This window comes from Clostridium sp. LIBA-8841 (genome assembly GCF_034439435.1).
In the GTDB taxonomy this organism is placed as follows: domain Bacteria; phylum Bacillota; class Clostridia; order Clostridiales; family Clostridiaceae; genus Sarcina.
Genome location: NZ_JAPCKJ010000002.1, coordinates 528,955 through 553,470 on the forward strand (window position 1 = coordinate 528,955; position 24,516 = coordinate 553,470).

Below are 24,516 nucleotides of genomic sequence, written 5' to 3' on the forward strand. Positions count from 1 at the left end.
CTTATTTAATATATTTCTTTCAATAAAGTTTATATACAGTTAAAATTTCAAGAATTATTCTATGATAAAATTATATACAATAGAATTTATGAAAAGAAGGTGATTATATTCCAAATAATGTAATATTTATAATTGAGATTATCAGTTTAATTATTGCTATTCTAATATTAAAAGGAATTCAATATTATCATTTTTTTAGAAATAATGATAATCTCTATGTTTTAATAAAGAAAAAAACTTATATATTTTCAATGATGTCTTTTTTTCTATTACTTTTAAATCTATATTGCATTATCTTTAAAGCTTTTCTAATACCATTCTTAGTAGAATTAATGTTTGTGAATATAGCTATAGGTAATCTTTTAAAAGTAACTGATATAGTAAAAAAGAATTTTTTAGTTAAAAATTTAGATAAAGGCTTATTTATAAAGGTATTAATTGCTTATAAATTGCCTTTAATAGCTTCATTGTTAATTTTAATTGAAGTACTTTTTTCTCTTTATCTTTATCCTAATATACTAATACCTATTACTATTATATTTATTATTTTTGGATTATATTTTTTAATGGCTGTAAGGAAAGCAAAAAAACAGTAGTATTATTTTACTACTGATTTTTTATTATTCTCTAAAATATAGCTATATTTTCTACTTCATATTTTGTGGTAAGTACACAACTATTCTTGTGCCTATTCCTTTTCTGCTTAAAACACTAAAGTACCCTTTGTGGTTATCAATTATCCATTTTGCTATAGAAAGTCCAAGACCTGTTCCTCCATTTTTTCTAACTCTTGCTGTATCAGCTCTAAAAAAACGTTCAAATATGTGTGGTATATCACTCTCATCCATACCTATTCCATTATCCTGAATAGAAAAATAAGCTTCTCCTTTAGAATTTTTTCCTACCCTAAGTGTTATTGCTTCTCCCTTTTCTGTGTATTTAGCTGCATTTTCAACTAGTATTCTTGCAGTCTGCTTAAGGAGAGTCATATCACCCTGAACGGTTATATTCTCTGATTTAATGTAGTTATATACATGGTTTTTATCTATCATCTTAGACTCTTCAAAAACTTCATCCATCATATCATTAAGTGAAAATTCCTTTATGGTAAGCTGAGTTTTTCCATTAATACCTCTAGCTAAGAATAATAACTGCTCCACTAGATTTTTCATATTTTCAGATTCAGTTTTTATTGCTGCAATAGATTCCTCCAAGACACTCTCATCATTTTTTCCCCAACGATCTAGCATATTTGCATATCCTTGAATTACAGAAATAGGTGTTCTAAGTTCATGGGATGCATCTGAAACAAACCTTGCCTGCTGCCTATAGGAATCCCTCATTCTATCTAAAAGCTTGTTTATTGCATCCTCTAACCCCTGAAGCTCACTATCACCCATGTGTATTCTTTCATCAGATGTTACAGGACTTATTTTTGATATGGCATCTTCAAGACTTTGGAATTTTTCCTCATCAAAGTCCATATTACTAAGTCTACTTGCTGTTTCTGCTATTTCATTAAGTGGTTTTAAGACCTTTCTAATCTTCGCTGTGCCAAATATTATTTCTTCTAATAAAAATATTCCTTCTACTATGCCTAAAATTATTATTATTTTTCTAAGAGTATATAAAAAAGTGCTAGCTTCTTTAACCATGGTCTTTCCATCATTCCAAACAACTGTATAGTTTGAAGTTTCTATAGGGAAAAAGTTAAATGACCTTTGTGCATTTTCTACTAATTTCCCATAGAAATCTTTTTCAGATTGAATACACCAAAGACCAACTAAAATAATCATTAAACATATATCAATTGCAAGAAATCTAAAGAATAAATCTCTAACAGAAATAGCATTAATCTTTATTGCAATAGAGGTAACATTTTTAGGTTTATTCTTATTACTCATCTTTTATTACGTATCCTACACCACGTACTGTAGTTATTATTTTAACTTTGAAGACATCATCAATCTTTGTTCTTAAATATCTTACGTAAACATCTATTACATTTGTTTCTCCAACATAGTTATAACCACATACTTTCTCTATAAGCACGTCTCTAGTTAATACTATATTTTTGTTTTCCATTAATATTTGCAGCAAAGTAAACTCTCTATTAGTTAATTCTATTTCTGTGCCATCATACATTACCTTATGTCTCATTTTATCTAAGGTTAATAAACCACAGCTTATTACATCTTCATCTTTTTTCACTGTAACTACTCTCTTTTTAAGAGCTGTTCTTATTCTTGCAAGTAATTCTTCTATGGCAAAGGGCTTTGTTATATAATCATCTGCTCCAGCATCAAGGCCTGAAACCTTATCCATTACAGCATCCCTTGCAGTAAGCATTATAATAGGAACCTCAGAAACTCTTCTGATTCTTCTTAATACCTCAAGTCCATTGATTTCAGGAAGCATAACATCAAGAATAACTAAGTCAGCTTCTCCTCTTTCTGCAATTTCAAGACCTGTTCTACCATTGTTTGCTTTTATTACTTTGTATCCTTCATGAATTAGCTCTAATTCTATGAATCTTGCTATTTTTTCTTCATCTTCAACAATTAAAATCTTAACCATTAATTAACCCCCTTAAGCGAAAACTCTTTTTAGGTCCGTGTTGATTTTAAATAGCACTTCAAACCTAATTACAGTTCTATTTTAAATTAACATCCTTTCAAAATATAGACTAAGTAAAATTTTAAATTTACTACTTTATTAATTGAAGTTACACAACGTGCACTCCTATGAACGCATGTGAATAGTGAGTTTCCTCTTTTAATTTTAAATAGGTATTAATTCAATATTTTAAGTTCATAACTCTAAATTAAATACTTTAACTCTTATGAATGTTTATGGTGTGTATGGTCAGTAAATTTTCTTTTTATGTCTTTAACTACTTTTGATATTTCATTAAATACTTTGTTTATTTTATCTACATTAACCTTTTTAGAAGATACCAAGAATTCTACATCAAAGAATAGTCCAACAATCATTAGAGGTATAATCATCCAGAATGCAAAAAATAAAAGTAGAATTAATACAGTAAATGGAATCTTTAAAAGCACCTTATTACTTTTTATTATTTCAATGAAGATATTATTGCAGGTATCTATTGCTTTACATATGGCTTCAAAAATCCCTTCAAAATTATTTTTACTTTCAGAATTATTCTTCTTTTTATCTTCTTTAAGATTAACTACTTCTCCATGTTCAGTGTAACTTTCTTTAGATTCATTGGTATAAAATATGCTAACTGAAGGCTTTTTCACTTTTCCATGCTTTTCTAAATATAGCATAGCCTCTAGCATATCCCAATTACTGTTTTCTAAAGCCTTTTTTGCCTCTTCATAACTTATATTAGCTTTATCTCTTAATTTATCTACAAGTTTAAGCTTTTCCATAAATGATCCTCCATATTTACTGAAGCGCACTACTCCTATATTGGTAGCCAAACTTTAAAACCTCATTTTAATTCTCTTCATAATAATTAAATTATACCATCCCCTTAATATTTCCACACCACAAAAATAAAGGAGCTATATCAAAATAACTTGTTAATAAAACTTTATAAATAATATGAAGAGAATATCTGAATGAACTTTAGAATTTAAGCTATTACGTAGAATAATTTGCGTTAAGAAGCGAAGCATCGTATTAATAGGAATACAATGTCACTTATATTCCATTGCATAAGTTCAAATTGCCAAATTAAAATTTGGATTTTCACTTAAGTTCTGAGCTTTAGCAAATTATTCGAAGTAATGGCTATAATTAATGACTACAATGTAACTAAAGTTCCATTGTATAAGTTCAAGAATCTAAATTAAAATTTAGACTTTCACTTAAAATTCAGTAATTCTCGGAATATATTTATAAAGTTTTATATAAAAGTTTTGATGTAGCTCCTTTAATAGTACTATCTAAAAACTATTTTTCATATCCTTCTTTGAAATCTTTTTTGATATGATCTGCTGATTTTGATACTTCTTCAAAAATGTTGTTTACTCCCTCATAATTAAAGTTAGGGCCTGAAATTGAGTATTTATATCCACAGAATAAACCTATGATTAATAATACTATAGTTGGTACTGATAAGAATATTAAGAAAAGTATTGATATTGTTAAAGATATTCTTATTGGCTTTTGATCCTCTTTTCTAATCTCAAGGAAATTTTTAGTTCCTTTTCTTATAACCTTACCTATAAATTTAAACATTCTTCCAACAATTTCTCCAATACCACCATATTTCTCATCCTGCTTTTTCTTATCTTCTTTTTCCTCTTGCTTCCCTTCCATTACTTCCACTACAGTGATGGCTGTAACTTCATTATTTTCTACTTTTCCTCTTCTCTCTAAGTAAACAATAGCGTCTAAAAGATCCCAATTACATTTTTCTAGCACTTCTTGTGCCTCTTCTGGACTTATATTAGCCTTTCTGACTAAAGTATTAATCATTTCATTTCTTTCCATCTATATTACCTCCACGAATTTATTCATTATTCATCTTGGTTATATAATACTTTTAGAAAATTAATCTAAAATATAAGAAAGATTAAAATTAGATTAAAAATTAACTTAATTTATTAATTTCATCTGTTATTAATGATTTTGATATATACATGGCTTTTATTAGTTTATTAAATCTATTGTAATTAGAAGTGCCCTCTTCAAATTTCGATTGTGCTTTTTCACATTTATTAATAATCGAAGATATAGGTGGACGTGCTTTTGTTAAATCTTCCTTTGTATATTTGCCCATAATATCCTCATTTGTTATTAATGCTTTTGAAATGTATAGAGCCTTTAATCTATTCTTAAGTAATGTGTGTTGTGATGTACCCTCTGCAAACTTAGGCTGCATTTTTTCACATCTACTAATAGTGGAAGATACAACTTGTAGTGCATCCTTCAATTCTTCTCTTGTGTATTTTTCCATAGGACTCCCCTCCTGAAACTACTTATTTTATTACATTAGTTAACTATACTATAAATTTCTTTATATATCATAAACTTTTCATAAATTAAGCTTTAATCCTCTTAGTTTACTCCTCTTTTCTTTCATCATCTTTACCAATATGTTGTATTCCAATGTATATAAGGTTTATTAGCTCAGTTAGTGTTGTCCACTGTGATTCATTTGAATCTAGATAATAATAGTTTTTTGTTCCTTCTCTACGTACATTCACAATTTCTGCTTCTTTCAGTATTTTAAGATGATGAGATACAGCAGGTCGAGAAAGATGTGTTTTCTCTGTAATCTCTCCAACTCTAATCCCATTAAAGTCGCTCTCTAAAAGTGTAAGCAAAATCAATTGTCTAGTTTCATCGCCTATAGCAGAAATAGCTTTACGACATATTTTAAATTTTGATGTTATTTCATTTAATCTTTCCTGACATTCTTTTTCCATAAACTTCTCCTAACATTTATAAATATCTAACCGCAGCTTCCTCTTTTGGTGCAGTACGTATATATTTCACATCTGGATATCCAAGCACTAAAGTTGTCACCACATTATCCTTATGTTTTAGATTTAAAAGTCTACGTAGCTTTGGTGAGTATTTTACTACAGTTGTAAAAAATCCACTATATAATACACCCAAGCCACAAGACTCAGCCATTAAAGCCATGTTTGCTGCTGCAAGTGAACCACTTATTTTATCCTTTGTTACTACCATTATTACTATAGGAGCTTTCTTGAAAAAGAAGTTATCATCAATTGTAACCTCTTTTGCACTTTTCATAAAAAAGCTTGCAATTGGTTGTATTCTTTTAAAAAATTGTACTGCAACTTCCTCATACTTTCCTTTATCTTTACCTAAAACAATGTATGATATATCCTGTGCATTTTTAGCACTAGGTGTTAATCTACCCGCTTCAATAATTTTCTCTACAATTTCTGAAGGAACTTCTTTATTTTTAAAGTGACGAATTGTTCTTCTTGTTTTAAGAGCCATTAACAATTCATTTGGATTTAAAGTAGTTTGTTCCGTAAATTCCATTGGTTTTTCCTTAAATCCAGTTAATGTGATAGCTGCTTTTGGACATATTGCTTCACAATGACCACATTTTATACAAAGTTGGTCTTTTATTACTGCCTTTTTTTCTTTAATAATTATATTATTTGCTGGACAATCCTTTTTACAAAGACCACATCCAATACAAAGATTTTTATTAACTTCAATTATATGTTCTTCTTTCATAATATATCCATCTCCCTTTGGTTTATTTATTTAAACCATTATAGCAGATAGTTATTTTTTTATGTTTATTGGTAAAGAATTTGTTTACCATTAAATTTTGAAAATATATTTTTACAATAACTATATATAGAATCTTTCCTGTTATTTTACTTAATCACTATATAAAAATTTTTAAAAATAAAAAAATAGTAGCCCAATCTTGTAATCGAAAGGCTACTATTTTTTATTACCTACATTTAGGTATCTAATACCTTGTGAATATAATCAATAGTTTCTAATAAATTTTAACTATAGTAAATACCCTATATAATAATTTTTTATCTCTGAATCTTTGCTATATCCTAAAAATTTTACTTTAAAGCGTTATTTAATAATTTATGGAATTCATCATTATCCTTTAAAAAATCTAATTCATCACTCTTATCATTTTTTAGCATGCTTATAAAGTTTGAAAGAAGTTGTTCATTAAATCCATCCTCATTTTCCTTAGTCTTTATGTGCTTATATAATTTAGATTTTGATGGATCCCACTTCTTGCTCATTGAATCTAATGTTTTCTTTAATATAGGTAAAAAGTTATCTACATCTTTTTCTGACTTATATAATTCAAAATAACCAATATGTGAATTGTATTCCCATAGATCATATAACTTTGTTGTCTTTTCTGAAATTTCTGCAAAGTGCTTAGCATCCTCATTGCGCCCTTCTTTTAATGCTATTTCCATCATAGCCATTAAACTAGTGAATATATCAGTTGTAGCTGAAAGTAACTTATGTTCAAAAAGCTCAGCAGCCTTTTGAAATTCACCAGATTTACTATAAATATTTCCTTGTAATTGCTTCTTATCATAAGTAATATCAGGCAATTTATCAATGCACTCTTGTGCTTTTTCATACTCTTTTCTTCCTAAATATATATTTATAAGCATAGAAACTGCTTGATTTCTAATCTCTATATCATCACTTTTTGTAACCTTAACATAAAACTCTTCTATTTGCTTTTCGTATTTTTCTCTATTCTCAGTACCAAACATGTACATACTTCCCTGCAAAACTGTAGCAACTGTCAAAATTAATTTATCACAAGTAGGATACTCATAGATTTTATCTATGGCTTTTTCAAAAGCTATATCAAATCCATCATTACTTGCTATTTTTACTAGCTCATTTACAAAAATACATATTTCTTGTTCCGATAAATCTTCCTTAAATGAAAGTAATGTATTTAAATCAACTCTTAGAAGTCTTGCTAAAGCTGGTAATATGGTTATATCAGGATAGCAAGTCCCCTTCTCCCATTTATTCACTGCTGGAGTTGATACTCCAAGATACATAGCAACTTGCTCTTGAGTTAACCCTTGAGCATTTCTCTTTTCTTTTATAACCTGATTTATTCTCATTATAATATCTACTCCTTGTTTGGATAATAATAACAAAAGCTTTTGATATTACTATTTTATCAAGGGAGATACTCCTCTACAATTGAATAATAGTTAATTTAAAATTAAATAACTTAACTATAAGTTAAGTTGTTAAGGGGTAGACTCAATTATTCCTAATTAACATACTTCAATGCTAAATTATCTAGTTCTGCTTTTAATTTTGATTTATTAAGCTTTGCTGCTATTGGTGAAAACATCTCTATTGCTTCTTTGGCTTTCTCTCTCCATTTTTCAGGTTCAGTAAATTGAATTGTTCTCATATTATGAAGGCGATCTGCTAATCTAATTAAACTAACACTATCATAAAAATCATCTTCCTCTTTTATTTCCAAAGATGGATCATAAGCTTTTGTTGTATTCTCTATGATTTTTGCTAATGATGGTGAAAAAGTCTCCTCTACCATTTTTAATGTAACTGGAGTTTTTTCCTCCATAATATCATGTAATAATCCTGCTATTATTGTTTCCTCATCAGTTTCCATTTCAGCTAATATAATAGCTACATTAATAGAGTGAGTAACATAGTCTTCATCTGATTTTCTTTTTTGATTTTTATGAGCAAGACAAGCTAAGTGGTATGCTTTCTCTAACCTAGTAAAATCATTAAACAATTTATTTTCTTCAACACTTTTAACTAACTGATTATATAGTTCTTCAGGCTCTTTATAATACTCTGTATGTTTTAAAAACATATTTGCATTCTCATAAATTTTATCCATATAATACTCTCCTCCATTCTCTATTTGAACTTTTTTTATATCAAATAATTTAATACCTGCTGGAGAAAATCCATACTTTTTACGAAAAGCTTTTGTAAAGCCATTATTTGTTTCATATCCGTATTTTATTGCAACATCAAGTATCCTTTCTCCTAAAATAATATCTTCTACAGCCTTTAAAAGTCTTCTATCTTTAAGGTATTCCATAATAGATACTCCCATTTCCTCTTTAAATATCCTTGAAAAATGATATGTGGAATATCCCATTACTTTTGCTATTTCATCTGATGTTAAAGACTCTGTAATATGATCTTCAATATATTTAACACATGAAAATATGCATTCTGAATGTTTCATTTTTATTCTCCTCTTGATTCCCAGCTAGTAATTATATTATAAAATCTATTTACCTTTAATACAGTTCCATTTTTGCTATAATAAAAACTGCCTTTAATAATATATAATCTAAAAAAACTTAGTTATATTTTCTATTAAAGACAGTTTATATTTTTAATTATATAAGTTTTAAAATTATTTGCCCAGTTTTTTTGGATTAAGAAAATCATTATACTAGTAATAAAACTTAAACTTCTTTATTTAATGCTATTTATCATATCAGTAATTATATCTTTTTCAATACCATCTTCCGAAGAATTAGTACTAATAGCAAATGTGAAATCTTTATTTGTCCATTTAGCAACATTGACTTTGTCGTTATTACCTTTTGTACTAACCTCTAATCCATTAATCGTCATAGTATTAATTTCATTATATTTATTATAGTCACCACTAATATCATCTTTCCCTTCAGCCTGACGGAAAAATATTTTGCTTTCTTCATTTAAATAAATTATTCCCATACACTTATCATCTATAGTATAAATGGCATTTTGAACATATCCCTCAGGAATAATCTTACGTATTGTAGCTTTAAACCCTACTATTTTTTCTGCATCCTTAAGTGTTTTACACTCTTTAAGAGTATTAGAGTTTTCTGTGACATTTTCACTAATAGCTCTTTTTGTACTTTTTTCTTCTGATTTTTTTTAGACCATTTCCACAAGAAGTAATAGATAATGCTATAGTTCCACAAACTACAAAAGCAATAAATCTTTTCATATTATAAATTCTCCTCATTACTAAAAATTTATAACTATTTTTTAGCTATATACTATATACAATTACTATGTTAAAACAACTTATTTTCATTCTTAGTTTTAAATATAATAAATTAGTATATTTTACAGATATTCTGTCTCCTTTATTTATATAATCTAATAAATCATAATTTATAATTTTATTTACTTTTCTTAACTATTTAATTTCAATAGTTACAGCTGTCTTATATATTAATTTATAATAATATTAACTTATATTAGTTGAATATAGTTTTCTAATTTTAATTTTTATATAATCTAATCTATTGATAATTTTTTTCTTTTACTAACATATTTATTTTTTCTAGTTTTTTTGTAGATGACTCAAAATTCTCTAACAATATTCCCATATAAAGCATATCTACAATTGCTAATTGTGATATACGTGAAACCATTGTTTCACTATAAAATGTTGTTTCTACATCACCAGTATAAAAAACAATATCTGCATAATCAGAAATAGCTGATGCCCTAAAGTTTGTTAATGCAATTGTCTTAGCTCCAGCTTCTTTTGCAATTTTTAATACATTTACTGTATCTATTGTGTTACCAGAATGAGATATGGCAATAGCAACATCTTTATCAGTTAAGTGACTTGCATAAATTTGTTGCACATGATTATCTGGATATGATCTGCAATTTAGTCCTATACGAATTAATTTATTCATGATGTCACTTGCGATGCTCCCAGAGTTACCTACACCATAAACATCTATAATATTAGCATTACATATTAGCTCAATTGCCTTCCTATATTTTTCAAAATCAATTAATTTCAATGTATCTTCTAAGGCTTTTATTGTAATTCCTATCATTTTCTGTGGTATATCTTCTAATTTTTCATCTTTATTAATGTGTAAGTCTACCAGTAAATTAGGTTCACTTTTTTCAGATACAGATTTTCTACCCCAATCTTTCATTAAATTCATTTTAAATTCACTATATCCAGTGCATCCTATTTTTTTCACAAATCTAATAATAGTAGGTTCACTTACACCTATTTCTGTAGATAATTTATTTAATGACATTGTTGATATAGCATAACCATTTGACAAAACAAAATCTGCAACTTTTTTCTCTGAAGAACTTAAGGTATTATATAAACTCTTTATTTTTTGCTCATATGATTCATTATTTTCCAATTTATACACATCCTCAATTTTAGTAGTTTTATTAATTATATCTTATAACGCAGTAGTAAAACTACTAAAATTATTGATATTATTATTTTTATATAAATCTAACAAAATTTATTTTCTATAGCAAAACAATAAGAATATTTCCTAACATAAAAATCCGTCTTAAATATTTTGTCCCTTGTCACTGTTATTGTATAGTAGCTATTTCACTTTTTAAATAGTTTTACTACAAATTATTATTGACAAAGTAGTAAAACTACAATAAACTTTAATCAAAGGAGGGTGCTTAAATAGTATTTAAAAATTTTATGAATACTAAGTATAAAATTAAGCACTGTAAGAAGATATGAAACCAACAAAAAAAGCTATTGAAATGACAATGGAAGAATTAGGTGCTTATATTGATCAATCCGTTTTAAAACCTGAGTTTACTCAAGAAGAAATAAGAAAATATATTCAAGAAGGAATAGATTACAAGTGTAAAACAGTTTGTATAAATCCATCATCAATTGAAATAGCAAAGGAATTAACCAAAGGAACAAAAACAGGTATATGTGTAGTTTGCGATTTCCCATTTGGTACATCAACTACAAAATCAAAAGTGAGACAAGCTGAAGATTGCTGTTCTTATGGAATCGAAGAATTAGACATAGTTGCTAATTATGGATGGATTAGAAGTGGACTTTGGGATAAAGTTACATCAGATATTAAAGCAGTTGTAGATGTATGCCACAAATATAGTGTTATTGTTAAGGTTATTTTTGAAACAGATGCATTAAACGTTGAGCAGGTTAAAAAGGCTACAGAAGCAGCAATTTCAGCAGGTGCTGACTTTATTAAAACATCGACTGGATTCCTAACTGGTTTTGAATCAAATGGAGCGACACCAGAAATAATCCAAGTAATGATGGATACTGCAAAAGGTCGTTGTAAAGTAAAGGGGTCTGGTGCAATAAGAACACAAGAACACTTTTTTAGATTAATTGATATGGGAATTGATCGTATGGGAATTGGATATAAATCAACTTCAATTGTTTTAGGTATCTCAAATAAAGAAGTATCTAACAATGAAATTTATTAAATAACATAAAGATAAATCCACGAGTCTCATTTTCTAGAGTTCGTAGATTTAATAGGTACTTTAATATTGATTAAAACTCCTTTTATATTAAAAATGTCTATTTAACTATTATCTTTATCATAAATTAATTTTCACTTATATTAATTTATGTATTATAATTTTATCTTTTTATAATTATTTAACAAATACTATAAGAAAAAGTTCCTTAACTACATTAAAGCTTGTTGTTGAGGAACTTTATATTATACATATTATTTTATATATTCAATTGTCCAATTTTAGTAAAATGCTCTACTATTTGTGATATATTTTATCTTATATTAAGTAAAAACATTCTTATTTCTCTTCTATACCTTAGTCAAACACAGTTTCCCAATTATGATCTTTGGATGCTAAAAAGCACATTTGAATTTGAGATTCATTGTTTTTCTCTAAGGCTAAATTAGGTAATTCATCTAGTGCAAAAAACTTACTTTCAGAGGTTTCAATGTTGAGCTTAAATTCTCCACCTACTAACTTACAAAGTACAAAGACCTTACATATTCCATATGCATATCTTGGTATATTATGTTTGTTTCTATCTTGGACAGCTATTATTTTGCTTGGAATAACATCAAGTCCTGCTTCTTCTTTTACTTCTTTAATTGTATTTGAATAAATAGATTGATTAACGTCAACCCATCCTCCTGGTAAAGACCAAGTGTTTGTGCTTGATTCTTTTACTAGTAATATTTTATTGTCTTTAAAGATTGCTGCTCTTGTGTCTAACTTAGGTGTTTGGAAGCCAGTTTCATTGCAAAATAAATCATTTACTTTTTCAAAGTTTAATGCTGTCTTTGCAGCAACAATTTCGCATGATATCTCACGAATCCTTTGAAATCTTTCTAAGTCAAAGGAATCCTTTGAGTATGTTAGTCCAACTTGTGCTAAGTACTGTAACTCTATAGCCCAATCTAGCCAATCTTTATTTGCTTTATATTTTTCAATTAAAATATCTAGAATTTCTTTGGGCTCTTTTAACCTATAAGTTGCTTCTATTTTTTCTGCATCATTTGCTCCCCATAATGCTAATGCAGAGTCAACACCTGCATTTTTAGCACACTGCATATCATAAATTGAATCACCAATGTAAATTACATCGCTTTTTTTAGCATTAGTTATTTCTAAATACTTTTCCATTGGCTCTCCATCTGGTTTATGCTTCATAGTATCATCAGCACAAATTACTGCATCAAAATATGGATGTATCCCAAATCTTAAAAAGTCATCTTCATATTCCTTTTTAGTCTTAGATGTTATAATTCCTAGCTTTATACCATTTGACTTCAAGGCTTGTACTATCTGTCTTACCTGAACAAAAAGGTCTACTTCATCAGAATAATCATTAAAGTAGTTATTCCACCTTTCCTCTACCCCTTCAAAGTCTTCAATTTCTAACTTTTCTAAAGCATATTTGCCTGGAATACCTAGTGAAAATCTTAAATCATCTAAATTCTTTCTTATGCCTTTCTCTTCTAATACAATTTTTTGCAATGATTTTAGAATAGCACTCTCTGAATCTATTAAAGTGCCATCAATATCAAATACTACATGTGAATATCTCATATAATCTCCCCCAATTTAATTTTTACTATCAATTAAGTTAATTGCAATTTTGCCTAATCCATACTCATAGTCACTTATGAATTCATCAGATAAAATAAGCTCTGGCATTACTTCTTGCGGAACCCTAAGCTTACAATAATCTATTATTTCTTCTAATTTATCTGATATAAATAAATTATTGTATATTACTATTAAATTAGGATTCACCAAGGCTATATATGATTGAATTATTTTGCCATAATACTCAACAATATCAATTCCATGAAAGCCCTTTTTACAATAACTTAAATTATTATCATCTATAGGAAGATAATGTATCTCTCCAGCAAAGCTAGTTGCACCTTTCCACACCTTGCCGCCAAAGATCATTCCTGCACCTACTCCATTATCACCCATATATATGTTAACAATTACTTCTTTGTCTTTATTATTATGTCTTTCCCAGTATCCATTAATTGCAACATTCATATCATTTTCTATTTCTATAGGTATATTGTATTTTTCTTTAAAATATTTAATTATATCTACCTCTTTTAGCTCTTCATATTCTAAGTATGATTCTACTTTCCCATTAACAACATTACTTGCAATACCAATTACTATACTTGCTAACTGAGAATACTTAGATTTTGTTAAAGATACTATACCATCGATTTGTTCAACTATACTATTTTTTAATACTACAGTTTCAGAATCTATTTTATTTCTGCAGAAATCATTTAATATCCAATTTATTTTATTACCTTCTAAATATAATAATAAAGAAACTGCATACATTGGATTAAGACTATATTTTTTTGCACATCTTCCACCTAATGAGCTTTTTAATCCAACCTCAATTACTTCTTCTTTTTCAATTAAGTGTTCTATGATTGTACTAACAGTTGGAAAGCTTAATCCTGTATATTTAGCTATATCTGTTTTGCTCATAGATTCATTTTCTTTTAATACTTCATAGATGGTTTTAATATTTAAACTTTTTATAGTCACTGAATTTGCCATTTATTTTAAGTCCTCCAAACTTTTTAAAACAGTTTTAAAAAGTGTTTTAATAATTTAATTTAAACAGTTTCTATTTTAATTGTCAATATTAGATCTTTATTTTTTAATTAATTTATATTTCCTTAGTAATATTAAAATAAGCTAATGATATCAACACATATCATTAGCTTATTTTAATATTTTTCAAACTTCTTTTAATTTTATTTCTCCATAAAAATTCTTCACTATAATTCATTATAAAATAAAATTAGGTATCCTCGTGATTCATCTAGTTTTAAATATTTATTACAAATTCAAACTAAATTTTATAAGCCTTTCTTAATTCACTTATGATACTACAAAATAAGTATCAATATATGCTGTCATCTGATCTCCTAAATTAAGATAATAATATACAGGTATTAGATAACTTGAATAAAATAGTTTTTTAGCATCTATTTTTTGCTCTTGTAATGAATTTATTAAGTTTTGCTGCTGCCTTAAACTTATAATATAACTTTCAGCTATAAATAAAACTTGTTCAGAGAAAAATACATCTGAAAAAGAATCTCTATATGTGGTTATATTAGTCTCTAAGCTTTTTTTAATTTCATTGAACTCTTGGATATAATAATCTAAATACTTATAGGTATCTTTTAAATTTTCAGGTGTGGAATTCTCAGTTATATTAACAGAAGTTAAGTTCCCTCTTATTCTCTTTATGTTTTGCAAATTTTTAACAATAACATCTTTACTCTTTAAATCTTCTACTTTAGGTCCATAAGGTTGCACTGTGCTTGTTTTTTCTTGTTCATATGATATGTTAGTCTGTGCATATGCTACATTAGTTGTTGCCATCATTATAAGCATAAAAAAAATTACTAAACGCTTTGTTTTTCTTCCCATAGTTTTTCTAACTCCTTTGTAATTACATCTAAATCTACTCTAATAAATTTCATATATATATATATTTAGTAATTTTAAATATTTTATTCTCATTAAAATTAATAGACATTATTACATTTGAGATTTTTTTGATTTTGAAATAAAACTAAAAATCAACATTTTCCTAAAACAGAGCCTAAAATAAAAGAGTATCCATATTATGAATACTCTTCCTCTTCGAATTCCTTTGGAATATACTTTACTAAAGCACAGTTTTTAGTAATAAGTTCAGTATCTAAAATCCTACCACCTTCAAACTTAGCTATCTTATTTCTCCAGATTTCATTTTTTCTATAATAATTATCTTCAATTTTTAAAAATTTATGATTCTTTTCAAACACATGATATCCAAAGTCAAGCTCTTCATCTATCCTAAGTTCCCCTTCTAAACATTTTTCACTCATCCAAAGATTTATTTGAAAAGTATGGCTTGTATTATTTTTCACCTGAAAATCTCCATAGTTATAAAATATAGTAGCACCACTACCAAAAGGAAGTACCCTTCCGTCATCTGGAAATGGGTCAAAACTGTGATGGTGCCTTTCTATTACAGTGAGAGGACTATGTATTGTAAGCCAATTTAAAAGATTTGCAATTTGACACAATCCTCCTCCAATACCTGGTCTTGCCTCACCAAAACAAAGCTCCATTCCTGGAAGATATCCTTTAGCTTTTGTTGGAAGTCCTACTATTTTACAAAATGAAAAAACTTCTCCTGGTCTGATTATAATTCCATCTATCTTTTTTATAGCTATCTTTAAGTTCTCAACCTTATTAAGCTGTAATTGTATATCACTATCTCCTAATTTTCTGATTAAAACTGATTGATGCTTTTTAACTCTATATGGTAGTTTATTAAAATCTCTTTCCTTTGCAAACTTAATAGAACTAAAATACCACTGCTTGTATCTAAGTATACGTCTATACCAGACGGCTAAAAAATAAAATATTGGTCCTCTTTGACTTAATAACTTCTTTTGCATTCTAATCTCCCTATACCATACTATCTCTACCACTATTATGTAGAATATATTTCAATTCATGACCTCTACATTTTACAATATTATGGATATCATTTCAATAATAGGATATTGCAAGTTATTCTGTTCTAATTTCAATATTTTACTTAAAAATCTAAGTTACTTAAGTAGTGTTTAATTTAAGTGCTACATATCAAATTATAAAAGAGGAGCTGTATCAGAATAACTCATTAATAAAACTTATAAATAATATGAAGAGAATATCTGGATGAACTTTAGAATTTAAGCTATTACGTAGAAGATTTTACGTTAAGAAGCGAAACTGTTTGACCGAAGGGAGTTTTTCGCTTTAATAAAATCTTCGGAGTAATTTTTATAAATAATGACTCCAATGTAACTAAAGTTCCATTGGATAAGTTCAAGAATCCAAATTAAAATTTGGACTTTCACTTAAAATTCAGTAATTCTCTGAGTATATTTATAAGTTTTATATCTGAGTTTTGATACAGCCCCTTAATTTTGAAATGATATAAATCTCTACTCTTTATTTTATAAATATAAATCTCTTTTTGAGAAAATATATATGCCTGCTCCGTAGAAAGCTAAAGCTATAAGTAATGAGGCTCCTATTGGCATTGCTATGCTTTTTCCAGCAATAATATCTCCTGTGTTAAATAAGGTAAACAGAGTGAAATACTTTAGGTTTTCAAGTTTATCTCCCACATTAGCTAGGGCTTGTAGTAGGTAAAATAGTATTGGTACTCCAGCTCCAATTGTGAAGTAAAGCTTGGTGTCATTGCTTATACATGATGCAAAGAAACATATACCACTTACTGCAATTTGGATGAAATATAAAACTACATTTATAAGAATAAAAGTTTTAATATCTAACTCTCCACCATGAAGACTATTAGAGAAAAATATTATTAGTCCTGTTGTGTATATAAGTAAAATAGCACTTGCTACCCACATAAATAGTGCTTGAGTTAGAGCTATTTTAACTCTCTTGTTTGGTGTGGCTAATAAATATGCCATAGAACCTCTATCTACATAAGATATTATTAGCTTATTTCCTAAGATTATTATAAAAATTATTGGGAACATAAGAATTATAAATCCATATAAATAATTTGCTATATATTCAGTAAGGTTAGCTCCCACTGATGCCATACCAAAGGCTTTCATAATTTCTGGCATGCTCTTTGCCATTTCCTCAAAGGCACTAGTTGTTTTAGGATCATACATGTAAACAATGCTTACAGAGTACAAAGTTAATATTGCTAAAAATATAATTATAAGTTTATAATTTGATTTTATATCTCTCTTAAATAAGGTTAAACTAAGCATTGTTTTCACCTCCATAAAAATGCATAAATAATTCCTCTAAGCTTTGAGTTTTCACATCAAGGTTCTTTATTGAGTATTTGCTTAAAGTTTTTATGAAAGGATTTATATCACCCTTTACTTCCACAGTTACAACATTTCCTATAACCTCTTTTATTTTAAAATTTTCCTTAGAAAATTCCTTAGCTCCTTCATCATTTAAGAAGGTAATCACATAAGACTTATGTTTTGAATTGGATAAGGTCTTCATATTTTCCACTGCCACAACATGGCCATCCTTAATTATGGCTGTTCTATCACAAGTTTTTTCTACTTCATCAAAAATATGTGAGGACATAAATATTGTTTTTCCCTTTTCCTTTTCTGATAAAATAAGATCTACAAATTTATTTTGCATAAGTGGGTCTAATCCACTTGTTGGCTCATCAAGAATTAATATGTCAGGATTACTCATAAAGGCACATACTATGCCTATTTTTTGCTTCATCCCTTTGGACATCTTCTTAATCTTCCCCTTTGTATCTAACTCGAATTCCTTAATTAACTCATTAGCTCTACTAAAATCCTTTAAACCTTTCATGTCAGCTATAAAGCGAATAAATTCAATTCCTGTCATATCATCCATAAAAGCAATCTCTCCTGGAAGATATCCTAGATTGTCCTGAATCTTATAACTTTCCTTGCTACAATCTATTTCATTTATTGAACATGCCCCTTTGTCAGGATGAATAAATCCCATTAAGTTTCTTATTGTTGTAGTTTTCCCTGCTCCATTAGGCCCTAGAAATCCAAAGACCTCTCCCTTTTTTACTGAAAGATTAACATTAAAAATACCTTTGTTATTCCCATAATCTTTTGTAAGGTTTTTTATCTCAATTACATTCACTTTAAATACTCCTCCTTATAACTATTTCTTTTAAAGAAATTTAACATCTTAATATATCCTTCTTCAAGTTCATTTAAATCTAGAGGTTGATTCTTACACTTATTCTTCATGTAGCCCTCTGCACACCAAGTTATCATATTAAATAACTCCTGAATATCTATATCATCCTTAAATTTACTTGTATCTATGTTTTTAAAATAATTATTATCTCTAAACTGCATCATAGAACTATTTCTCTCTGCTATATCCTTAGCTACTTGCATATCCTCTTCATAGTAAGCACGTAGCATGAAATTAAAAAGATCAGGATGCTCTTTAAATACTCCTAACTTACATTTTGCCCCTTGTAAATATAATTTGAAAAGGTCTGTTTCATTAAACACACTCTCTTTATTAGCAACTTCTAAAATTAAGTTTGTTCCATAATCATATAAGTATAAATAAAACTCCTTTTTGTTAGTAAAATAATGAAACAATAAGGACTTAGATATACCTGCTTCTGCTGCTATTTCTGACATAGGTGATTTATTATATTTATTCTCTGAAAAAACTCTGTATCCTGCATCAATAATGGCTTTTTGCTTTTCCTTAGTTAAATTGAAAAACTTTTGATTCAATTCTATCCTCCTCCCATTTACCGAATCGGTTAATATAATTGTATTATCATTGACCGTTTTAGAGAAGACCCATAATCTTATTCCTCATGAAGATAATTTAGGATTTATCTTGGTGCTCTAGTAGTAAAGGAAGTGTTTTTATGTATAGGAAAATTGTGAATTATCCAATTGAAATAAAATTAAAAGCTTTAGAAATGTATTTAGAGGGATTAGAAAATACTAAAATAACTAAACTAAATAACCGCACACCAATCGAATTTAAGTGTGCGGCTTATTAGAAATTAAGAACCTTTTTTAATAACGCATATTTAATTGGACTCAGTCCAAAATAAGATTCTTTTACTTCTATTTACTTTTTACATTTTAACTTATCTTGAACATCCATTAATGCTTCACCGAATCTTTGGAAGTGAACAATTTCTCTTTGTCTTAAGAAACGTAAGATTTCCTTTATATCTTGATCATCGGTTAAGTTTATAAGCCATTGGTAAGTTGCTCTAGCTTTTTCCTCCGCTGCCATATCTTCATGTAAATCGGCTACAACATCTCCTTTTGCTTGAATGTAGCTTGCTGTCCATGGATTTCCTTGAGCATCAGAATAAAATAATGCTTTCCCATGGTCTGTGTAACGCTCACCTAGTCCTGCTTTCTTTATCTCTTCAACGGACGCATTTTCCATTAACTGATAAATCATAGTTCCAATCATTTCTACATGAGCCATCTCTTCTGTTCCTATATCAGTTAATAAAGCTTTTGATTTATTTGTTGGCATTGTATATCTTTGGTTTAGATATCTAAGTGCTGCACTTAATTCACCATCAGGACCACCATATTGAGATATTAAAAACTTTGCCATTTTAAGATCATTACACTTTAAGTTTATTGGATATTCTAAGGTTTTTACATAATACCACATAATTAAATCCTCCTAACGTTTAATTTCCCAAGGCCAAGGTTGATTTACCCAACACTCTGGATTTTCTACATAAGCCTGTCCAAAATTTCTTATAGGTCCATATTCAGATTCAAACTGCGCAAATAATTCACCCAATTTTGAAGAAATTTGTCTAAAATCCTCTGTAGCTTCCTTATTCTCTGGGAAATTATCAAGATAAAGATTTAATTCTATTGCATAAAATTGAAACTTTCGTATTTCATCTAATAATTCAAGTGCTTTCATAAACTCACCTCATCATCATTTCTTTTTTCTTTATAAGGTCTATATAAATCTTTAAATATTGTTCCTTTCCAGAATCCCTTACAGACCGAATATAAATTTTCATACTTTTGAGGCAATACATATGCACGTGCATACTCTAAATTAATAGTTTTATCCATACAGTGAGACATATTATATCCTTCCTTTGTTTTTTTATATTAATATACTATGTCAATAACCAAAATGGTGTTACATTTTAATCATACTATAAACAAAAAAACTCTATAAAGTAGCCTTATCTTATACCATCTACTTTATAGAGTACATTTTATTTTAAAACTTAATTATATTTACTAATATTTTTCCATAACTAAAAGAATAAGCATGCAAAAATATTAATAAACACTAACTTTAAATATAAATTTATATAATCTTTTATGATTTATTCACATAAATATTTTATCCATTCATTCACTAATGCATCTTTATCACAACAATCCTTTAATTCATTAGTTAAGCTACTTTTTAACTTGTTTATTCCAAGATAATCTATAGAATTATTTCCTATACCTTCAAATAAAGGTTTTACTAAATTTATTGATTCTTTATAATCAGTAGTATCATTTAAATTTTTTAAAAGCTCAATAAGATTTTCTTTTTTATAAGCTAATGGTAATTCCTCATCTACTTCTTCAATTTCTCCTCTGTCTTCAAATGCATCACTATTATGTAAAGTATCCTTAAAAAGCTCATTAGCTTCTATTTTTTGAATTTTACTAACACCAATTAAACTTACTAATCTTTCCTTAATATATTCAATTGTTTGTTTTTCTAGAATTTCTAATTTTTTTTCTCCTTGAAATTTTTTTGCTAAATCACACATAAAGCAATCCTCCTTTAATTCAACTTAATTTATGTTCTTAATGTTAGACCTTTTCAAAAGAAAACTATGTGATTTCTGTCACCAAATGTAATTATCAAAGAAATTCATTAAAAAATAATATTTTTTATAAATATTATTTTATTAACTGATAATAATTGTATAAAATTACTTTTGAAACTATATACTGACATTTCATTATTATAAGTTCTAGAAATCATATAATTATGTTAATTGGATGAAATAATAAAAAAATATGCTTTACTATACGACATAATAAAATAATTTATATTCTTAACATCGTGCAACATTTTTTAATATATTTAATATAATATTAGTGAATAGTAACAAATGATAAATTAGGAGGTATTTGTTATGTCAGATATGAGTTGTAATAGAAAGCCTAACCATTGTTGTAATGCTAAATGTGATCCTTGCCGTGATAAGGACCGTGATAAATGTCATGATAAGGACCGTGATAAATGCCATGATAAGGATCACAAACCTTGTAAAGAAGAAACTAGGGTTGAATTCGAATTTGATGAAAGAGATCCAGTAGCTCTTCCTATCCCTACTACTGTTCCAGGTGTAGAATTACTTTCAGTAACCTTTGATGAAGTAGAAAGAAGAGATAGAGTATGGCTAAGTGGTGTAATTCAAATTGATAATACTGTTGAAGCAGTAAGAGACCTATTCATTCGTATTGTTAAAGATTCACCTAATATGAATCCTATTACTATCTACACTTTACGTGTTCAAATTGATGTCACTTCCGCTGCTGATATAAGTGCAATACCGTTTTCACATGTAGATGTTAATAATGCTGATCTTTTTGATGTTAGATATACAGTTTTTGCATCATCAAATGCAGCTGGATTAATCTCAGACGGACCTAATACTCTAACAGCACTTAGATTTGAAAAAAAGTAATATAATCTTATAAGTTTAACAAATTCTAACAAACTAACTAGGGACTATATCAATTTGATATAGTCCCTTTTATTTCTTGTTATTTCAGTGGTTAACACCTAACAAGTATATTTTATTAATGGACTTACTATTTATTGAATTAAAATACAAGCAAGTCTATTTTATATAATTTTAGAAGAACCTTCTCCTCATTAGAATCCTTTAGTTTGAGTCTTTCAAAGTTTTTCTAGTCCTTTTTTATGTTAATATTATTTCTTACAATGCTTATGAACTCATCAACATTACCAGAAAGTATATTAGATATCTTAATACTCTTTCCATCTACACACATAACTAGGTGTTCTTTAAATATTCCCTCTTCCTCTTCAATAGATGAAATATCCTTATATAAGAAACTTTCAGTGTACTCTAATCCTGAATTTACTCCATAGAAAAATACTCTCTTATTTGTTGCTATTAATACTCCTGGTCTATGCACCTCTCTGTATTCAAAAGTTAAAATAGAACATTGTAAGTAACCTAATGGTCTTTCATCATCAATAAGTTTTTTAATTGCCTCATCATAAAGTTTATTCATTTTCAATCACCCTCTATAAAATATTTTAAAAATTCTACTATTTCATAGCTTAAAACATCACTAATAGTAGAATTAACTTTGCTTATTTAAACACTCTTGATTGCTTGTACAAAATCTAACTAAAAGTACTAGTTAAAATTGTTTTTCTATTAATACCTTTGATATTTGTTCTTAAGTTACCCTTTAATTTAATAACTTATTAACATTATATAGCAAAACTGTTAATAAGTTAAGAATATAATAAGAGTATAAGAAAAGAATATTCTTATTAAATTTTTCTTTTAGGGAGATGTAAATATTATGAATATAGGGGTAGCAGCATGTTTAGTACTCTCAATACTTTTTTTAGCCTTTTCTCTTTGCTTTGCTTTTTTAAAGGAAAAAGGTGCCATAATTATTAGTGGATTCAATTCATTTTCTAAAGAAGAAAGAGAAAAGTATAATAAAAAGAAAATGAGTATAGATATGAGAAACTCTTTTTTTATCTGGGCAATGATACTATTTATAGGTGCACTTTTCTCTTATTTTATAAGTGTGTATTGTGCAATCCTAGCCTTTATTATTTGGCTAATTGTTTTCTTTAAAGATGTTCACCTTAGCCCAACAAAGGCATTTGAAAAATATAAAAAGACTAATTAGCTATAGCTAACTAGTCTTTTCTAATTCATTATGTTTTGAAAATACTAATATGTTAATTTAAAGCAACATTTCTTAAGCCAAGTAGGATTAACTCCTATCTTCTTTGCTATTTTTTCACTCATTTCAAAAGAATTATCTACTTTTAAGTTGTGTGAAAAATCTTCCTTATTAGAAGCTTTCTCCTCATTAACCTTTTGAGTTAATTCTTTAAAATCCTCTATCCAAAGGTACTCATTTAACTTACCATCAAAAACCTTATTCCCTTTAACTTCAGTATTTAAGTTAACATTACTCTCAGTTACTTGAGTAGTTGGATCATTCTCTGCAACATTTCCACTCCAATTAATCTCCAAAGTTTTATTATCTTTTAATACTCCTTTTCCTTCACCATTAAGTTTCATCTCTTCAATAGATAAGTTTGTATATGCTGAAAAATCATTTCCCTCTTCTACTTCTATTTTTAAAGAATTTATATTTAACTCAGAATGTAAGTAATTTGCCATTTCTTCTAGCTGCTCTCTAAATATGTATTCGTGGAATTTGTTTGATTCTATAAGCCAGTTCTCTCTAAATTTCTTAGGGTGATTTATGTAGTATTGCTTTTTAGCAATCCATCTATCCCCTAAAGGATTTTCAAACTTCTCTAATTCCTCTTCATTATCTATAAAATAAAGATTTCCCTGTAAGAAATAATCTTCTAATCCTCTCATTAAATTTCCAACTGAATAGAAGGAATTAGTCTTTCCTCCTATAGGAAAATTAGTTCTTTTATCACTACTAAAGTTCTTTCCCGTTAATCCTGTATCAATTTTGTATATTCTAACATCCATTTTTTCACCTCACAGTCATGTTTTCTATCTCTTAAGTTTAGACTCCGTTTTAAACTATTATTAATTTTTACATAAAACTTAAAATTTAAAACAAAGCTCCTCTTTAAAACTTTCTATAATTATTCTACTTTATTAAGCTTAATAAATCATTAACTTAAAAATATTTCTAATAATTTATTTCCTTAACCCCACAAAAAATTGCTCTTTTAGTATGTTATAGTTAATATTTTTGATATTTCAGTTGATCCTAATCTATTAGCCTTTTTACTATTATCTTTTGCATACCATTCATTTATTATATTCATAAAAGTAGTAAAGCCATTCTCTTCTTTTTTGCTATCTACAACATCATTTACTGCAATAAAGTTTATATTATTATCAAAATCCTCTTAAACTTACTTCTT

The 24,516-nt window shown here is 27.6% G+C and carries 28 protein-coding genes; 4 read left to right on the plus strand and 24 right to left on the minus strand.

Features of this window, described 5'->3' with window-relative positions:
• Nucleotides 1-647: 647 nt before the first annotated feature.
• The 11 genes from OIF33_RS08095 to OIF33_RS08145 form a co-directional block, all read right to left on the minus strand.
• A complete protein-coding gene (locus tag OIF33_RS08095; protein ID WP_322503724.1) occupies nucleotides 648-1,904 on the minus strand; it encodes a HAMP domain-containing sensor histidine kinase in 1,257 nt (418 codons plus the stop codon).
• Entirely contained in the window at nucleotides 1,897-2,577 is a 681-nt protein-coding gene (locus OIF33_RS08100) for a response regulator transcription factor (RefSeq protein WP_322503725.1), read from the minus strand. The genes OIF33_RS08095 and OIF33_RS08100 overlap by 8 nt, the downstream gene beginning before the upstream one ends.
• Before the next feature lie 263 nt (nucleotides 2,578-2,840).
• Nucleotides 2,841-3,401, minus strand: coding sequence for a ubiquitin (locus OIF33_RS08105; protein WP_322503726.1), 561 nt, complete (start codon nucleotides 3,399-3,401; stop codon nucleotides 2,841-2,843).
• Nucleotides 3,402-3,927: 526 nt separating this feature from the next.
• Nucleotides 3,928-4,470 (minus strand): DUF4342 domain-containing protein, encoded by a 543-nt coding sequence (locus OIF33_RS08110; protein WP_322503727.1) that lies wholly within the window; start codon nucleotides 4,468-4,470, stop codon nucleotides 3,928-3,930.
• Between the two features lie 100 nt (nucleotides 4,471-4,570).
• Entirely contained in the window at nucleotides 4,571-4,936 is a 366-nt protein-coding gene (locus OIF33_RS08115; protein ID WP_322503728.1) for a hypothetical protein, read from the minus strand.
• Nucleotides 4,937-5,042: 106 nt separating this feature from the next.
• Nucleotides 5,043-5,408, minus strand: a complete 366-nt coding sequence (locus OIF33_RS08120) for a metalloregulator ArsR/SmtB family transcription factor (RefSeq protein WP_322503729.1) — start codon at nucleotides 5,406-5,408, stop codon at nucleotides 5,043-5,045.
• 16 nt (nucleotides 5,409-5,424) lie between these two features.
• Nucleotides 5,425-6,201 (minus strand): nitroreductase family protein, encoded by a 777-nt coding sequence (locus tag OIF33_RS08125; RefSeq protein ID WP_322503730.1) that lies wholly within the window; start codon nucleotides 6,199-6,201, stop codon nucleotides 5,425-5,427.
• Nucleotides 6,202-6,551: 350 nt separating this feature from the next.
• Nucleotides 6,552-7,601, minus strand: coding sequence for a helix-turn-helix domain-containing protein (locus tag OIF33_RS08130; protein ID WP_322503731.1), 1,050 nt, complete (start codon nucleotides 7,599-7,601; stop codon nucleotides 6,552-6,554).
• A 155-nt stretch (nucleotides 7,602-7,756) separates the two neighbouring features.
• A complete protein-coding gene (locus tag OIF33_RS08135; RefSeq protein ID WP_322503732.1) occupies nucleotides 7,757-8,719 on the minus strand; it encodes an HD domain-containing protein in 963 nt (320 codons plus the stop codon).
• 236 nt (nucleotides 8,720-8,955) lie between these two features.
• Nucleotides 8,956-9,222 carry a hypothetical protein gene (locus OIF33_RS08140; protein ID WP_322503733.1) on the minus strand — a complete coding sequence of 89 codons (267 nt, stop codon included), beginning with the start codon at nucleotides 9,220-9,222 and terminating at the stop codon, nucleotides 8,956-8,958.
• A gap of 560 nt (nucleotides 9,223-9,782) precedes the next feature.
• Complete coding sequence (locus OIF33_RS08145) at nucleotides 9,783-10,661, minus strand: MurR/RpiR family transcriptional regulator (RefSeq protein ID WP_322503734.1); 879 nt, start codon at nucleotides 10,659-10,661, stop codon at nucleotides 9,783-9,785.
• 343 nt (nucleotides 10,662-11,004) lie between these two features.
• On the opposite strand from OIF33_RS08145, the gene deoC reads away from it, so the two are divergent.
• A complete protein-coding gene (gene deoC / locus OIF33_RS08150; RefSeq protein WP_322503735.1) occupies nucleotides 11,005-11,739 on the plus strand; it encodes a deoxyribose-phosphate aldolase in 735 nt (244 codons plus the stop codon).
• 354 nt (nucleotides 11,740-12,093) lie between these two features.
• On the opposite strand, the gene OIF33_RS08155 is transcribed toward deoC, so the two are convergent.
• The 7 genes from OIF33_RS08155 to OIF33_RS08185 form a co-directional block, all read right to left on the minus strand.
• Nucleotides 12,094-13,344 carry an NUDIX hydrolase gene (locus OIF33_RS08155; protein WP_322503736.1) on the minus strand — a complete coding sequence of 417 codons (1,251 nt, stop codon included), beginning with the start codon at nucleotides 13,342-13,344 and terminating at the stop codon, nucleotides 12,094-12,096.
• A gap of 15 nt (nucleotides 13,345-13,359) precedes the next feature.
• Nucleotides 13,360-14,346: an ROK family transcriptional regulator gene (locus tag OIF33_RS08160; protein WP_322503737.1), complete on the minus strand. Its 987-nt coding sequence runs from the start codon at nucleotides 14,344-14,346 to the stop codon at nucleotides 13,360-13,362.
• A gap of 327 nt (nucleotides 14,347-14,673) precedes the next feature.
• Nucleotides 14,674-15,231 (minus strand): hypothetical protein, encoded by a 558-nt coding sequence (locus OIF33_RS08165; RefSeq protein ID WP_322503738.1) that lies wholly within the window; start codon nucleotides 15,229-15,231, stop codon nucleotides 14,674-14,676.
• A 197-nt stretch (nucleotides 15,232-15,428) separates the two neighbouring features.
• Nucleotides 15,429-16,253 carry a VanW family protein gene (locus tag OIF33_RS08170; protein WP_322503739.1) on the minus strand — a complete coding sequence of 275 codons (825 nt, stop codon included), beginning with the start codon at nucleotides 16,251-16,253 and terminating at the stop codon, nucleotides 15,429-15,431.
• 546 nt (nucleotides 16,254-16,799) lie between these two features.
• On the minus strand, nucleotides 16,800-17,597 hold the full coding sequence (locus OIF33_RS08175; RefSeq protein WP_322503740.1) for an ABC transporter permease subunit: 798 nt from the start codon (nucleotides 17,595-17,597) through the stop codon (nucleotides 16,800-16,802).
• Nucleotides 17,590-18,480, minus strand: coding sequence for an ABC transporter ATP-binding protein (locus OIF33_RS08180; RefSeq protein ID WP_322503741.1), 891 nt, complete (start codon nucleotides 18,478-18,480; stop codon nucleotides 17,590-17,592). The genes OIF33_RS08175 and OIF33_RS08180 overlap by 8 nt, the downstream gene beginning before the upstream one ends.
• Complete coding sequence (locus OIF33_RS08185; RefSeq protein ID WP_322503742.1) at nucleotides 18,477-19,097, minus strand: TetR/AcrR family transcriptional regulator; 621 nt, start codon at nucleotides 19,095-19,097, stop codon at nucleotides 18,477-18,479. Before OIF33_RS08185 ends, OIF33_RS08180 begins: the two co-directional genes overlap by 4 nt.
• Nucleotides 19,098-19,237: 140 nt before the next feature.
• On the opposite strand from OIF33_RS08185, the gene OIF33_RS08190 reads away from it, so the two are divergent.
• Nucleotides 19,238-19,375, plus strand: coding sequence for a hypothetical protein (locus tag OIF33_RS08190; protein WP_322503743.1), 138 nt, complete (start codon nucleotides 19,238-19,240; stop codon nucleotides 19,373-19,375).
• A 71-nt stretch (nucleotides 19,376-19,446) separates the two neighbouring features.
• Here OIF33_RS08190 and OIF33_RS08195 read toward each other — a convergent pair whose 3' ends face one another.
• From OIF33_RS08195 to OIF33_RS08210, 4 genes are all read right to left on the minus strand, one after another.
• Entirely contained in the window at nucleotides 19,447-20,013 is a 567-nt protein-coding gene (locus OIF33_RS08195; protein WP_322503744.1) for a manganese catalase family protein, read from the minus strand.
• A gap of 12 nt (nucleotides 20,014-20,025) precedes the next feature.
• The gene (locus tag OIF33_RS08200; protein WP_322503745.1) at nucleotides 20,026-20,277 is read right to left on the minus strand and encodes a spore coat protein CotJB; all 252 of its coding nucleotides are present in this window, start codon (nucleotides 20,275-20,277) and stop codon (nucleotides 20,026-20,028) included.
• Nucleotides 20,274-20,447, minus strand: a complete 174-nt coding sequence (locus OIF33_RS08205; protein WP_322503746.1) for a spore coat associated protein CotJA — start codon at nucleotides 20,445-20,447, stop codon at nucleotides 20,274-20,276. The genes OIF33_RS08200 and OIF33_RS08205 overlap by 4 nt, the downstream gene beginning before the upstream one ends.
• Before the next feature lie 251 nt (nucleotides 20,448-20,698).
• Entirely contained in the window at nucleotides 20,699-21,139 is a 441-nt protein-coding gene (locus OIF33_RS08210) for a hypothetical protein (protein WP_322503747.1), read from the minus strand.
• Between the two features lie 372 nt (nucleotides 21,140-21,511).
• Here OIF33_RS08210 and OIF33_RS08215 point away from each other — a divergent pair, with 372 nt between their 5' ends.
• The gene (locus tag OIF33_RS08215) at nucleotides 21,512-22,066 is read left to right on the plus strand and encodes a hypothetical protein (protein WP_322503748.1); all 555 of its coding nucleotides are present in this window, start codon (nucleotides 21,512-21,514) and stop codon (nucleotides 22,064-22,066) included.
• A gap of 226 nt (nucleotides 22,067-22,292) precedes the next feature.
• On the opposite strand, the gene OIF33_RS08220 is transcribed toward OIF33_RS08215, so the two are convergent.
• Nucleotides 22,293-22,643, minus strand: coding sequence for a PH domain-containing protein (locus OIF33_RS08220; protein ID WP_322503749.1), 351 nt, complete (start codon nucleotides 22,641-22,643; stop codon nucleotides 22,293-22,295).
• A 300-nt stretch (nucleotides 22,644-22,943) separates the two neighbouring features.
• Here OIF33_RS08220 and OIF33_RS08225 point away from each other — a divergent pair, with 300 nt between their 5' ends.
• Nucleotides 22,944-23,282 (plus strand): DUF3784 domain-containing protein, encoded by a 339-nt coding sequence (locus tag OIF33_RS08225; protein ID WP_322503750.1) that lies wholly within the window; start codon nucleotides 22,944-22,946, stop codon nucleotides 23,280-23,282.
• 44 nt (nucleotides 23,283-23,326) lie between these two features.
• Here the strand turns inward: OIF33_RS08225 and OIF33_RS08230 are convergent, their stop codons facing one another.
• Entirely contained in the window at nucleotides 23,327-24,112 is a 786-nt protein-coding gene (locus tag OIF33_RS08230) for a hypothetical protein (protein ID WP_322503751.1), read from the minus strand.
• Nucleotides 24,113-24,516: the final 404 nt, after the last annotated feature.